Source organism: Aliishimia ponticola, from assembly GCF_004803475.1.
GTDB classification, from domain to species: Bacteria; Pseudomonadota; Alphaproteobacteria; order Rhodobacterales; family Rhodobacteraceae; genus Aliishimia; species Aliishimia ponticola.
This window is the reverse complement of sequence record NZ_SRKY01000002.1, coordinates 895,035-907,688: the sequence shown is the minus strand read 5'-3', so window position 1 is coordinate 907,688 and position 12,654 is coordinate 895,035. Positions and strand designations below refer to the sequence as shown.

The 12,654-nt window shown below is 63.2% G+C and carries 12 protein-coding genes; 2 read left to right on the top strand and 10 right to left on the bottom strand.

The genetic code is table 11. The annotated features are described in order from the left end of the window. Positions 1-59: 59 nt before the first annotated feature. From E4Z66_RS10740 to E4Z66_RS10695, 10 genes are all read right to left on the bottom strand, one after another. The gene (locus tag E4Z66_RS10740; RefSeq protein ID WP_136462976.1) at positions 60-1,556 is read right to left on the bottom strand and encodes a Do family serine endopeptidase; all 1,497 of its coding nucleotides are present in this window, start codon (positions 1,554-1,556) and stop codon (positions 60-62) included. 206 nt (positions 1,557-1,762) lie between these two features. Beyond that, positions 1,763-1,957 (bottom strand): DUF2065 domain-containing protein, encoded by a 195-nt coding sequence (locus tag E4Z66_RS10735; RefSeq protein WP_136462975.1) that lies wholly within the window; start codon positions 1,955-1,957, stop codon positions 1,763-1,765. Continuing rightward, positions 1,954-2,823, bottom strand: coding sequence for a protease modulator HflC (gene hflC, locus E4Z66_RS10730; RefSeq protein ID WP_136462974.1), 870 nt, complete (start codon positions 2,821-2,823; stop codon positions 1,954-1,956). Before hflC ends, E4Z66_RS10735 begins: the two co-directional genes overlap by 4 nt. Beyond that, on the bottom strand, positions 2,823-3,995 hold the full coding sequence (gene hflK, locus E4Z66_RS10725; RefSeq protein WP_136462973.1) for an FtsH protease activity modulator HflK: 1,173 nt from the start codon (positions 3,993-3,995) through the stop codon (positions 2,823-2,825). The genes hflC and hflK overlap by 1 nt, the downstream gene beginning before the upstream one ends. Before the next feature lie 77 nt (positions 3,996-4,072). Continuing rightward, positions 4,073-5,548, bottom strand: a complete 1,476-nt coding sequence (locus E4Z66_RS10720; protein WP_136462972.1) for an FAD-dependent oxidoreductase — start codon at positions 5,546-5,548, stop codon at positions 4,073-4,075. An 89-nt stretch (positions 5,549-5,637) separates the two neighbouring features. Next, positions 5,638-6,426 (bottom strand): ribose-5-phosphate isomerase RpiA, encoded by a 789-nt coding sequence (gene rpiA, locus E4Z66_RS10715; RefSeq protein ID WP_136462971.1) that lies wholly within the window; start codon positions 6,424-6,426, stop codon positions 5,638-5,640. 127 nt (positions 6,427-6,553) lie between these two features. Next, a complete protein-coding gene (locus tag E4Z66_RS10710) occupies positions 6,554-8,020 on the bottom strand; it encodes a carnitine 3-dehydrogenase (RefSeq protein WP_136462970.1) in 1,467 nt (488 codons plus the stop codon). Continuing rightward, complete coding sequence (locus tag E4Z66_RS10705; protein WP_136462969.1) at positions 8,017-8,532, bottom strand: lipocalin family protein; 516 nt, start codon at positions 8,530-8,532, stop codon at positions 8,017-8,019. The genes E4Z66_RS10710 and E4Z66_RS10705 overlap by 4 nt, the downstream gene beginning before the upstream one ends. Continuing rightward, complete coding sequence (gene bcoG, locus E4Z66_RS10700; RefSeq protein WP_136462968.1) at positions 8,529-9,443, bottom strand: 3-dehydrocarnitine:acetyl-CoA trimethylamine transferase BcoG; 915 nt, start codon at positions 9,441-9,443, stop codon at positions 8,529-8,531. Before bcoG ends, E4Z66_RS10705 begins: the two co-directional genes overlap by 4 nt. Positions 9,444-9,536: 93 nt before the next feature. Continuing rightward, a complete protein-coding gene (locus E4Z66_RS10695; protein WP_136462967.1) occupies positions 9,537-10,580 on the bottom strand; it encodes an aldo/keto reductase in 1,044 nt (347 codons plus the stop codon). 131 nt (positions 10,581-10,711) lie between these two features. Between E4Z66_RS10695 and E4Z66_RS10690 the strand changes: the two genes are divergently transcribed. Both E4Z66_RS10690 and E4Z66_RS10685 read left to right on the top strand, forming a co-directional pair. Then, positions 10,712-11,326 (top strand): ImuA family protein, encoded by a 615-nt coding sequence (locus E4Z66_RS10690; protein WP_136462966.1) that lies wholly within the window; start codon positions 10,712-10,714, stop codon positions 11,324-11,326. Between the two features lie 87 nt (positions 11,327-11,413). After that, entirely contained in the window at positions 11,414-12,634 is a 1,221-nt protein-coding gene (locus E4Z66_RS10685; RefSeq protein WP_136462965.1) for an MFS transporter, read from the top strand. The last annotated feature ends 20 nt before the right edge of the window (positions 12,635-12,654 follow it).

Sequence of the window (12,654 nt, the reverse complement as noted above, 5' to 3'; positions counted from 1 at the left end):
CCCAAAAGAAAAGGGGCGCAGGTTTCCCCACGCCCCGCATTCAAGTTTTCATCGATAGGTCAGTCTGCGTCGGATTCCAGACCCAGCGCCACGAAGCGCGGATCACCGCCACGGCGCACCAGCAGCAGCAGCGACTTGCGCCCGGCTTCTTTCGCTTCCGCGATACGCTCTTCGAGCACCTCCAGGGTTTCTACCTTCTGCTGGCCCGCTTCGGTGATGATGTCCCCGGCACGCAGACCTTTTTCATAGGCTTCGGATGTTTCGTCCACATCCGTCACGGCCAGTCCGATTTGCTTGTCATCGGCGCCAAGCTGTTCGCGCAGCTCGTTGGTCAGCGGGCTGAGGGTAAGGCCAAGAATATCCTTGGTCTCTGGCTCTGCCTCTTCGCCCGGTGTCGCCGCGGCGGGCACAGCGCCTTCGGCTTCTTCCCGGCGTCCCAGCGTCACTTTCAGCGTTTCGGTCTTGCCGCCGCGCAGCACCACGACACGCACGGTTTTGCCAACCGCCGCGTTCCCGACCTTGCGGACAAGATCCCGCGTGTCTTCGACTTCGCGCCCATCAAAGGACATGATCACGTCTTCGACCTTCATCCCGGCATCCTTCGCAGGACCATCCGGCACATCCGTGACGATCGCCCCCTTGGCCGAGGTCAGCCCTTCGATCGCTTCGACCATGTCTGGGCTGACATCCTGAATGCGCACGCCCAGCCAGCCACGGCGGGTTTCGCCGAATTCTTTCAGCTGCGCCACGACCTTGGTGACAACGTTCGACGCCATGGAAAAGCCGATCCCGATGGAGCCGCCATTGGGCGACAGGATCGCGGTGTTCACACCGATCACTTCACCATCCATGTTGAACAGCGGCCCGCCAGAGTTGCCCCGGTTGATCGCCGCGTCGGTCTGGATGTAGTCGTCATAGGTGCCGCTGAGCGCGCGGTTACGGGCCGACACGATCCCGGCAGATACCGAAAAGCCCTGCCCCAGCGGGTTGCCCATGGCGATGACCCAATCACCCACGCGGGCCAGATCGCTATCGCCAAAGGGAACGAATTTCAGCGGCTGTTCCGCTTCGACCTTCAGCAGCGCGATATCCGTGTTCGGATCCGTGCCGATCACCTTGGCCGGCAGCTTTTCCGTCGGCTGACCATCGCCGGGGAAGAATTCGATCAGGATTTCATCCGCCCCTTCGATCACGTGGTTATTCGTGACCACAAAGCCATCCTCGGAAATGACGAAGCCGGACCCCAATGCAGAGGACCGGCGCGGACGCTCGCCCTCGCCATTGCGGTCCTGGAATTCGCGGAAGAAATCTTCGAACGGCGAGCCTTCGGGCACGATGCCCTGCGGCCCGGTGCGTCCTTCGACGACCGTAGAGGTCGTGATGTTCACCACCGCGGGGCTGATTTTCTCGGCCAGCGGCGCGAGGCTTTCGGGCCGTGCGGCTGCGCTGAGAACTTGGGCCAGCAGTAGAAGGGTCGCCAGAAAACCGAGCCACATCAAACGCATGACCTGCAACTGGGGGGTGGGACGTGGGATCGAAATCGCCTGTGGCTTCATTCTCAAAGCTCCTGAATTCTTCTGACTCGCGGCGCTTGGGCCTATGTTATTCTATGCGCGCATCGCCCGCGCGCAGGGTGCATCTAGTGCGGCTTACATGCAACATTAAAGATGGGATTCACTCTCAGCCTTTCAACTCCACGTGACAGTTCCGTGAAACGAATGTTTGCGGAAGGGCTGCCCAGCAGAATCGCGCAGCCTGCGGCTCACAACCCAAGCTGATACGCGCCCCAAACAAGGATGAGGCCGCTGACCACCGCCAGCAGGCCGATCTGCCGCACCGCGCTTTGCGGCAAACTGCGCAGCGCTTCCAGCATACGCTCCACAAGCGAAGGGGCCAGCGCATAGGCCAGCCCCTCTACAATACACACCATCCCGATGGACAGGAGCAGCAGACTCATTCCGCGCCCTGATCCGACTTCAGGTAATTGAAGAATTCGCTATCGGGGCTCAGAACCATCGTCGAGTTGTCGCCGTTGAGCGCACGTTGATAGGCGGTGAGCGACCGATAGAACTCAAAGAACTCCGGGTCCGCGCCGAAGGCTTCGGCGAAGATGCCGTTGCGTTCCGCATCCGCTTCACCGCGCACGACCTCGGCAGAGCGCGCCGCCTCGGAGGTCAGTTCCACCACGGTCCGATCCGCTTGTGCCCGAACCCGCTGCGCCGCTTCGTTACCGCGCGCGATCTCGTCGGCCGCTTCACGTTCCCGTTCCGCCCGCATCCGGGCGAAGGTGGCGTCAAGGTTCTGCTCCGGCAGGTTTGTCTGCTTCAGACGCACGTCGATGACCTCAAGCCCAAGGGGCCGTGCCCGTGCCCGCGCCCGTGCGGTGATCCGCGCCATAAGCTCGGCCCGGTCGGCGGACAGGATGGTCGAAGAGGTTACGCCATCGGCACCCAGAACTTCGCGGATATCGGGGTTGAGAATGCCTTCCAGCCGGTCCTCGGCGGTACGCAAACCGCCAACGCCCACGGCCTGACGGAACTGGACCACATCGGAAATCCGGTAACGTGCGAAGGCGTCAACCACCAAACGACGACCGTCCGAAGGCGTGACTTCGGTGGCTTGCGTGTCCAGCGACAGGATCCGGTCATCATATTTGACGACTTCCTGAACCAGCGGGATCTTGAAACCCAGACCCGGGTCTTCCTTGACGCGGACAATCTGCCCGAATTGCAGGACCAGCGCCTTTTCACGCTCGTCCACGATGAAGATCGACGACAACAGGCCGACAATGGCGACGGCCACGAGGATCAATACATAACGCATCAGTTGGACCCTCCCGAGCGACGCAGTTCGTTCAGCGGCAGGTAAGGCACGACGCCCTGACTTTCGCCGCTATTTTCGTCCAGGATGATCTTGTCCACGCGGCCCAACACTTGTTCCATGGTTTCAAGGTAAAGACGCTTGCGTGTCACTTCCGGCGCTTTGGCATATTCAGCCAGAACCGCACCAAAGCGCGACGCCTCACCCAAGGCTTCGTTCACGACCTGCGCCCGGTAGGCTTCGGCCTCTTCCAAAAGCTGCGCAGCTTCACCGCGCGCACCCGCCGTCACCCTGTTGGCATAGGCATCCGCCTGACGTTCCAGGCGGTCACGCTCCTGCTCGGCGGCCTGCACTTCGCGGAAGCTGTCGATTACTTCGCCCGGCGGGTCCGCCTTGTCGAGGTTGAGACGCACGATATTCACGCCGCTGTCATAAGCGTCCAGCGTGCTTTGGATCAGCGTCATCGCCTCGTCCTTCACGACCTCCCGGTCACGGTTGAGGATCGGGGCCAGTTCCCGGCGCGCGATCACTTCGCGCATCGCCGACTCGCTGACCGCGGAAATGGTTTCCTGCGGCTCTGCAAGGTTGAACAGGAACTTCGCAGGGTCGGAGATGTTCCAAACCACCTGGAAGTCGATGTCGATGATGTTTTCATCCGTGGTCAGCATCAGCCCTTCAGAGCTGCGCCCGCCCGAACCCGCGCCAAGCTCTTCGGTCTGTTCGCGCGTCACCGGCAGCACTTCTGCCGTCACGAAAGGCCATGGGGCGAAGTTCAGACCCGGATTGCCCACCTGGCTGAATTCACCAAGGAACAGTTCGACCGACTGCTCTTCCGGCGCGACCGTGTAAAAGCTAGCAAAGCCCCACAGGAAGACTGCCGCAACGCCGCCCAAAAGCAAGGTGCCGCGCGTGAAGAACGGAGGCGTCTCGCCACGACCGCCGCCGCCGCCACCACCGCCGGAGCGGTCACTGTTGTCACGGCCGCCCATCAGGACGCGCAATTGTTCCTGACCCTTTTTGACAAGCTCGTCGATCTCCGGAATCTGCGGGCCATCGGGTCCGCCGGGACGTCGTCCTCCGCCGCCCCCGTTGCCACCGCGTCCACGGTCATCGCCACCGCCCGACCCGCCCGAATTTCCACCGCCGCCCCAAGGGCCGCTCCCATTGCTCGCCATTCGCTGATCTTCCCTCTCAAGTCTTGCACCGCACGAAGCGGCTATTTGTGTCTAAGCTGTGCGTTTTTACCCGGGTTTCAAGTCGTACGCACAGGGGACCGCATCGTCACCATTTCCTCGCTCATGGTCGGGTGAACCGCAACGGTCCGGTCAAAATCCTCTTTTGTCGCGCCCATTTTGACCGCGATCCCCGCCAGTTGGATCAACTCGCCCGCGTTTGGCGCGACGATATGACATCCCAGAACCTTGCGGCTTTCCTGACTGACAATCAATTTGAACAGCACCCGGTCAGACTTGCCCGCAAAGGCGGTTTGCATGGGCCGGAACGAAGTGCAGTAAACCTCGACCGGCTCTTGCTCGCGTGCGGCTTCCTCGGTCAGTCCAACGGTGCCCATCTCTGGCTGGGTGAAGACGGCGGACGGGATCAGATCGTGATCGACCGGCGTGGGCGTCCCGCGGAACACCGTATCGACAAAGGCCATGCCCTCGCGGATGGCCACCGGCGTCAGGTTCACCCGGTCCGTCACATCGCCAATCGCATAGACCGACGGAACGGCCGTCTGGCTGTATTCATTCACCTCGACAGCGCCGCCACGCGCCAGCTCGACGCCGATCTCTTCGGCCCCCAGATCATCGGTATTGGGTTTGCGCCCGGTGGCGAAAAGAACCATGTCAAAGACCTTTTCGGTCCCATTGGTCGATTTCACCCGGATCGGGCCGCCACGGCTGGCCTGCGCCTCCGGAGCGGTGTCGCCGCGCGCCAATTCGTCCGACTGCTGGATATCCGCGCCCATGGTCGCATCCGATCCGGTCGGCCCGCCTTGCAGCCCCTCGCCGTTTTCAAGGCACATCTCGACGATGTTGGTACCCACATGCAGGTCAATTCCGCGCTCGCGCATCCCTTCGGCGATGAGGCCGCGCGCCTCTTCATCGAAGCCGCGCAAAATCTGCGCGCCCCGGTAATACTGGGTCACTTCCACGCCAAGCCCGTGCAGGATGCAGGCAAATTCGCAGGCGATATATCCGCCGCCGATGATCAGGATGCTGCGCGGCAGGGATTCCAGATGGAAAATATCGTCCGATACGATGCCAAGCTCGGCGTTGGGGATATCGGGTCGAACCGGGCGCCCGCCCGCCGCGATCAGGATATGTTTCGCCGTCTTGGTCGTACCATCGGCCAGTTCCACCGTATGCGGGTCTTTGAGCCGCGCGCGCTGGTCGAACATCTCTACTCCCGAGGAATCCAGCAGTTTGCGATACACGCCTTCCAGCCGGTCCAGCTCCGCTTCGAGCTTGGCCTTAAACTCATGCCAATTGAAAACGCCATCGCTGGTGTCCCAGCCATAGCAGCGCGCGAGGTCGGGCATATCGTTGAATTCCGACGCGAAAACCATCAGCTTCTTGGGAACACAGCCACGGATCACGCAGGTGCCGCCATAGCGGTCTTCTTCTGCTAGGGCGACCTTGGCCCCGGCCTCACCGGCGGCGACACGGGCGGCGCGCACACCGCCGGACCCTCCACCGATGACGAAAAGATCATAGTCAAAATCCATGGCGGCAACCCATTTTGTCGTTCCGGTCGAGCGTGTATCTCATACGGCGCGCACCTTTGCCAGAGCACCCGCCCCGGCAATTGCGCGTCCTAGTCGTCGAGATCGGCAAAGAGGTTGTCTGTCTCGACGAATTCCAGCCGATCCTGTTCGACCGTACCGGCATTGATGTCGCGCACTTCGACGCGGCCATCCCCATGCCCGACCACGACGCTGTCGCAGATGTCGATGAACAGACCGTTTTCCACCACGCCCGGCATCTGGTTCAATACCAAGGCCAGTTGGCGCGGATTGCCGATGCGGTTGAGATGCAGATCAAGGATGTGATTGCCCTCATCCGTGACGAAAGGCGCGTCGCCATTCATCCGCAGGCTGGAATTGCGCCCCAGCACATCCATCGACACCAGCGTTTCCTCGACAAGCGCTTGCGTGGTCTGCCAGCCAAAGGGGATCACCTCGATCGGCAGCGGGAAGGCCCCAAGCGCGTCGACCTCCTTGCCGGCATCTGCAATCACGACCATCCGGTCAGAGGCCGTGGCCACGATCTTTTCCTGCAACAGCGCGCCGCCGCCACCCTTGATCAGATTGAGATCGCCGTCGAATTCGTCGGCCCCGTCGATGGTCACGTCCAGCCATTTCGCCTCGTCAAGGCTGATCACCTCGATGCCCACATTGCGCGCCAGTTCAGCAGTGCGCGTGGAGGTCGGAACGCCCTTGATCCGCAGACCGTCGTCGCGCACCATTTCCCCAAGGCAGCGTACCAGCCATGCGGCAGTCGATCCTGTGCCCATGCCGACGCGCATTCCCGATTCCACGTATTCCGTGGCCTTCTTGGCAGCGACGAACTTGGCCTTGTCGATGGGCGACAATTCTCCGGACATGGGGCAGCGACTCCTTTGCGATTTGCCGCCTTATACGCCGCCACCCCGGCGCGCGCGACCCCTTAGGCGCAATTGTCACGGCCCCGAAGTGATCGCCCGGCACCGCATCGGCGCCGTGGCGCGCGGCCTAGCGTTTCTGGCCCACGTGACGCCCTGCCCCCTCGGGCAGCGGCAGCCCCGCCTGCGCCTGCGCGATCTGCGCCAACGCCGCGACGATTTCGGCTTTCGGCTCCGACGGGCGCCGGGTTTCAAGACTGACATGCAGCAGGAAATGCTCACCCGTTGCGACGATCTCGCCGTTGCGGGTCATCTCGTGCCACAGATGCATCTTCTTGCCCTCGCCGCCAAGCAGCCGCGTGTGGATGTCGATCACGTCCCCGGCATTCGCCTCTGCCACGTGGCGGATATGGGTTTCGGCAGTGAAATAGCTGCCGCCCGTCGCGATGTAGTCCATATCGCACCCGACAAGCTCCATGAAACGATCCGTCGCATCGCAGAACGCCTGAAGGTATTTCGCCTCGTTCATATGGCCGTTGTAATCCGTCCAGTCGAGCGGCACCGCGCGCCGCCCCATCAGGATCGGCCGGCCCAGATCAGCCACATCCGCAAGGCTCTGCGGGCGCGGATCGATGGCCTTTTGCTGGGCATTTAGAACCGCCCCAGCGCCCCAGTCATTGGCCTTGAGCGCGCGCATTAGCCCGACAAGGTTATCGTCCCGTGCCTTGAGCAGTTCGGAAATCGTCAGATGCCCCGATTGTTCATCCGACTGCCCTGCGATCAGATCGACCAACTCATCCGTGAATTCCGGCACGTCCATCAGCTTGGTCCACGGCCATTTCAACGCCGGACCGAACTGCGCCATGAAGTGCCGCATCCCCGCATTGCCGCCCGCCGTGCGATAGGTTTCGAACAGCCCCATCTGCGCCCAGCGGATGCCAAAGCCCATGCGGATGCTTTCGTCGATTTCTTGCGTAGTCGCGACCCCGTCCTTCACCAGCCAGAGCGCCTCGCGCCAGACCGCCTCAAGGAACCGGTCGGCAATATGCGCGTCGATTTCCTTGCGCACCCGCAGCGGGTACATGCCAAGGCTGTGCAGGATGGTTTCGGCCTGCTCCACCAGCGCAAGATCGGTCTGCGCGGATGGGACGACCTCGACCAGCGGCATCAGATAGACCGGATTGAACGGGTGCGTCACCATGATCTGTCCGGGCCGGGCCGCGCCGTCCTGCAACTCGCTTGGCTTGAAGCCGGAGGTGGACGAACCGATCACCGCCGCCGGGTCACAGGCCGCCTGCACCTCGGCCAGAACCTTGTGTTTAAGCTCCAGACGCTCCGGCACGCTTTCCTGAATCCAGGCCGCGCCCGCCACCGCCTCGGCGACCGTGGCATGAAAGGAGATCGCGCCCTCGGGCGGCAAGGCCACATCCGTCAGCCCCGGCAGGGAACGCCGCGCATTGTCCAACACTTCGGCAAAGATCGCCGCGCAATTGGGGTCCGGGTCGAACACCTGCACGTTCCAGCCATTCAGCAGGAAACGCGCGGCCCAGCCGCCCCCGATCACGCCGCCACCGATGATTGCTGCTGTCCTGGTCATTCCGGTGCCCTCATCCATTCTCGATTATATCCATACCAGTCAAAGACTTCCCACGCCGCGTTCACCCTGTCAGCGGGCGGCGCGGCGCGTGTCATGATCCACACGGCGGGCGCATTCAGAACGCCCACAAGCGCCACGGTCGCATCCGCATCCATCCAGTGAACCCAGTATTGCTGCTTCAGCACACCGAACCGTCCCTGCCCAAGGTCGGTCGCCGGAAGGTCAGCCCTGCCATCCTGCACGAAAACCGCGCCGCCATCGGACAGCGCCCGCACCTGAAAGCGTCTTTTTGGGGCCAAAGCGCCTGCACTGGACAGGACGCGCCACTCCCCCCGCAAACGGTCCAGCGTCACGTCGACCTGACTTGCGATCGGGGCGGCCGGATCCCGCAACGGCCCCGGATGCCGGGTGTCCTTGAGCGGCGCATTCGAGACCAGCGCGCACCCTGGCAAAACGCCGGTCAAAGCGGCAAGACCGCCCAGAACAAAGACCCGTCGCGCTGCGTGGATCACCCCTGCGGCGCCCGCTTCGTCAGGCCCAGCTTCGCGCGGACCTCATCAGGGCCGATGACGCGCGCGCCCATGTTCTCGATGATGGTGCCGGCGCGTTCGACCAACTGCCAGTTCTCGGCCAGCACGCCCTTGTCCAGCCACAGGTTATCCTCAAGCCCGACGCGCACATTACCGCCCGCCAGCACGGATGCCGCGACATAAGCCATCTGGTCGCGGCCAAGGCTGAAGGCGGACCAGTTCCAGTCGGCGGGCACGTTGTTCACCATCGCCATGAAGGTGTTCAGGTCGTTCGGCGCGCCCCACGGCACGCCCATGCACAGCTGCACCAGCGCGGGGCTATCCAGAACCCCATCCGCAACCAGCTGTTTTGCATACCAAAGATGGCCCGTATCAAAGGCCTCGATCTCCGGCTTCACGCCCAGATGGGTCATCATCCGGCCCATCGCGGTCAACATGCCGGGCGTGTTGGTCATCACGTAATCGGCCTCGGCGAAGTTCATCGTACCGCAATCGAGCGTGCAAATCTCGGGCAGGCATTGCTTGACATGCTCGACCCGTGCTGCGGCCCCGATCATATCCGTACCGGCCTCATTCACCGGGAACGGGCTTTCGGGCGAGCCAAAGACGATATCGCCGCCCATCCCGGCGGTCAGGTTCAGCACCACGTCCACCTCGGCCTCGCGGATGCGGTCGGTGACTTCGCGGTAGAGCGCCAGATCACGCGAGGGCGCGCCCGTCTCCGGGTCGCGAACATGGCAGTGGACGACGGCGGCCCCGGCCTTTGCGGCGGCGATGGCGCTCTGCGCGATCTGCGCGGGAGAACGCGGCACATGCGGGCTGCGATCTTGCGTGCCACCCGACCCGGTCACGGCACAGGTGATGAACACCTCTTTATTCATGGTAAGCGGCATCGCCCTCTCCTCTGTCGCAGTTCTTCGCGCACAGAAGGCAGATTCGGCCCCGCCTGCCAAGCAGGTTTGCGACGTTTGAGCCGCCGAAACGGTCTAATAGGGCATTGGGTGGGCGCGATGCGCAATCGTGATATCGTCCAACACCTCTTGCGAGAGCGTCACATCCGCAGCGCCCAGCGCCACGTCCAACTGGTCAAGCGTCGTCGCGCCAAAGATGACAGAGGCCATGAAGGGCCGCGTAAGGCACCAGGCCAGCGCCATCTGCACGGGATCGAGCCCGTGTTTGCGCGCAATCGCCAGATAGGTATCGACCGCCGCAAAGGCCCGGTCCGTGACGCGCCCGCCAAGGTCGGGGTTCTTCTTCATGCGGCTTCGGCCCGGCACCGCGCCATTCTGGTATTTGCCCGACAGCAGCCCCTGCGCGATGGGCGAGAACGCCAGCAGACCGACCTCTTCGTTCAGGCATGTCTCTGCCATGTCGGTGTCGAAGAGGCGGCACATCAGCGAATATTCATTCTGCACCGTGGCCGGACGCGGACCACCGACGCGCTCGGACGCGGCGATCCACTGCAAGGTGCCCCAAGCGCTTTCATTGGACAGGCCAAAGGCCCGAATCCGGCCCCTGCGGACCTCGTCCTCCAACGCGCCGATGCAGTCTTCCATGTTCTGAATGATCGCCGCGCGGTCCTGACCGGATGGATCATAGGTCCAGTTCTTGCGGAACATGTAGCTGCCGCGATTGGGCCAGTGGAATTGATAAAGGTCGATATAGTCGGTCTTGAGCCGCCGCAGTGATCCGTCGACAGCGTCGGGAATCGTCTCAGCCGTGATCGGCGCCCCCTCGCGGACCATTTTCTGCCCCTCGCCGGAATGTTTCGTCGCGATGACGACATCCTCGCGCCGCTCGCGCGCCTCCAGCCACAGGCCCAGGATGCGTTCGGTGCGGCCAATCGTTTCCGCCCGGACCGGGTTGACGGGATACATTTCCGCCGTGTCGATGAAATTGACCCCGGCTTCGATCGCTCGGTCGATCTGCTCATGCGCTTCCTCAGCGTCGTTCCTGGCCCCCCACGTCATTGACCCAAGACACAGTTCGCTGACTTCGATTCCTGTCTTGCCGAGCGGTTTCATCTTCATCGGCAGGTTCCTTTCCGTCTGTCTTGCATTCCACGATGCACGCTATGGGCCAAGCCCACCGTTGACCAGTCTTCAGTTTCACGGCAAGAATGAGAACAAATAAAGAACACGCGCCGCCGCGAGATGTTATCATGACCTACCAACCACTTTTGGGACGACGCCCGGTACGGGCGGGCCCTTCCTTGGCCCTTCTGCCAGATAAAGATGAACTCAATCTTCACTGCGGCCGCCTTCATGAGGCATGCGGCCCGGCGCGGCGCAATTTCGCGCTTTGGCTGGCCGCGCGTTGTACCGGACCGGTGCTGTGGGTGCGCCCCCTGTGGGAGGTCGACAGGCTCAATGCGGATGGGGTTGCCGATTGGGTGGACCCGGCCCGGATCATCTTTGTGGATGCGCGCCGCCCCGAGGATGTCCTGTGGTGCCTTGAAGAAGCGTTGCGCGCGGGGGCGGTCCCGCTTGTCATTGGCGACCTGCCCGGCCTGCCGGGACTGACGCAGGTGCGACGCCTGCATCTGGCCGCCGAAACCGGGGGCACGCAGGGGGCTTATGTCCCGCTGGGCCTTATTCTGACCCCCGGCATGGGCGGCGCGCAGGGGGTGGAAAGCCGCTGGCACCTCGCGCCGGATCATGCGGGGGGCGCGGAACAATGGCAGCTTGCGCGGCTACGCGCCCGCACCGCCCCCGAAGCGCGCTGGACCTTGCAGCGCCGCGGCACAGAGGGAAACCGCAGCCTCCACGCGGCATGACGCCCTGCTTCGACCGGGTTCGGAAAACGACACCTGCCCGTCGAAACTGCACTAGCGCTCGACCTAAGGCGCTGTCATGCAAGGCACATGCGCCTCATCATTTCCTTCGCCGCCCTGTTTTTTTCGGTCCTGCTGCTGCAACTTTCCTCGGGAGGTGTCGGCCCGCTTGACGCGCTGTCCGGGCTCGCGCTCGACTTCACGCGGCAACAGATCGGCCTTCTCGGCTCGGCCCACTTCCTTGGCTTTTTCGTCGGCTGCTGGTGGGCACCGCGCCTGATGGGATCGGTCGGACACTCGCGCGCCTTTGCCGCCTTCACCGCCGCCGGAGCGATCGGCCTGCTGGCGCATATGCTGGTCATCGACCCCTATGCCTGGGCGCTGATGCGCGTGGCGTCGGGCGTCTGCGTCGCGGGCTGCTACACCGTGATCGAGGCCTGGCTACAGGCGAAAGTCACCAACGAAACGCGGGGCCGCACCATGGGGGTCTACCGCGTGATCGACATGACCGGATCGCTCGCCGCGCAAATGGCCATCGGCTTTCTGGAGCCCGCCAATTACGTCTCTTACAACCTGCTTGCCATCATCTGCTGCGCCGCCCTGCTGCCGCTGACCCTGACCACCGTCCAACAACCCGCCACCCCAAGCGCGCCGCGCCTGCGTCCCTCGCTGGCCTATGCGCGCTCGCCCCTTGCGGCGGCCGGGGTGATCGTGGCGGCTGTCTCCAGCGCGTCGTTCCGTATGGTCGGGCCGCTCTATGGGCAAGAGGTCGGCCTTACCGCCACGCAGATCGCCTGGTTCCTGTCCGCCTTCGTCTTGGGCGGCGCGGTTGCGCAAATCCCGGTGGGCTGGCTTGCGGACAAATTCGACCGACGCCGCGTGCTGATCGGCCTGTCCCTTGCCGCCGTGCTCAGCAGCGCGCTGACGATCTATGCCGCCGATTTCGGCACGACCGGGATTTTCGCCGCCGCGATCCTGTTCGGCCTGACGACATTCCCGATCTATTCGGTGGCCTCAGCGCACGCACATGACTTCGCGTCCTCGGACGAAAGGGTCGAACTGTCGGCCGCGCTGATGTTCTATTTCGCGCTGGGGGCCATCGCCGCGCCCTATCTCGCCTCGGCGCTGATCGAGGCCTTTGGCCCGGATGCGCTCTTTGTCATGATTTCCGCCGCGCATCTGGCGCTGATCCTGTTCAGTGCCACCCGGATGCGTGTGCGCCCGGCCCGAACGCGCACCCGCTATGTCTATGCGCCGCGCACCTCCTTTACCGTCGGCAGGCTTTTTGGCAAATCGCGGGACAAAGACTGACGCAGACTGACTCTGGCCCT

Bases quoted from the DNA above. Each gene is read 5' to 3' on its own strand.
- E4Z66_RS10740 (WP_136462976.1), bottom strand. From the start codon at position 1,556: ATGAAGCCACAGGCGATTTCGATCCCACGTCCCACCCCCCAGTTGCAG.
- E4Z66_RS10735 (WP_136462975.1), bottom strand. From the start codon at position 1,957: ATGAGTCTGCTGCTCCTGTCCATCGGGATGGTGTGTATTGTAGAGGGG.
- hflC (WP_136462974.1), bottom strand. From the start codon at position 2,823: ATGCGTTATGTATTGATCCTCGTGGCCGTCGCCATTGTCGGCCTGTTG.
- hflK (WP_136462973.1), bottom strand. From the start codon at position 3,995: ATGGCGAGCAATGGGAGCGGCCCTTGGGGCGGCGGTGGAAATTCGGGC.
- E4Z66_RS10720 (WP_136462972.1), bottom strand. From the start codon at position 5,548: ATGGATTTTGACTATGATCTTTTCGTCATCGGTGGAGGGTCCGGCGGT.
- rpiA (WP_136462971.1), bottom strand. From the start codon at position 6,426: ATGTCCGGAGAATTGTCGCCCATCGACAAGGCCAAGTTCGTCGCTGCC.
- E4Z66_RS10710 (WP_136462970.1), bottom strand. From the start codon at position 8,020: ATGACCAGGACAGCAGCAATCATCGGTGGCGGCGTGATCGGGGGCGGC.
- bcoG (WP_136462968.1), bottom strand. From the start codon at position 9,443: ATGCCGCTTACCATGAATAAAGAGGTGTTCATCACCTGTGCCGTGACC.
- E4Z66_RS10695 (WP_136462967.1), bottom strand. From the start codon at position 10,580: ATGAAGATGAAACCGCTCGGCAAGACAGGAATCGAAGTCAGCGAACTG.
- E4Z66_RS10690 (WP_136462966.1), top strand. From the start codon at position 10,712: ATGACCTACCAACCACTTTTGGGACGACGCCCGGTACGGGCGGGCCCT.
- E4Z66_RS10685 (WP_136462965.1), top strand. From the start codon at position 11,414: ATGCGCCTCATCATTTCCTTCGCCGCCCTGTTTTTTTCGGTCCTGCTG.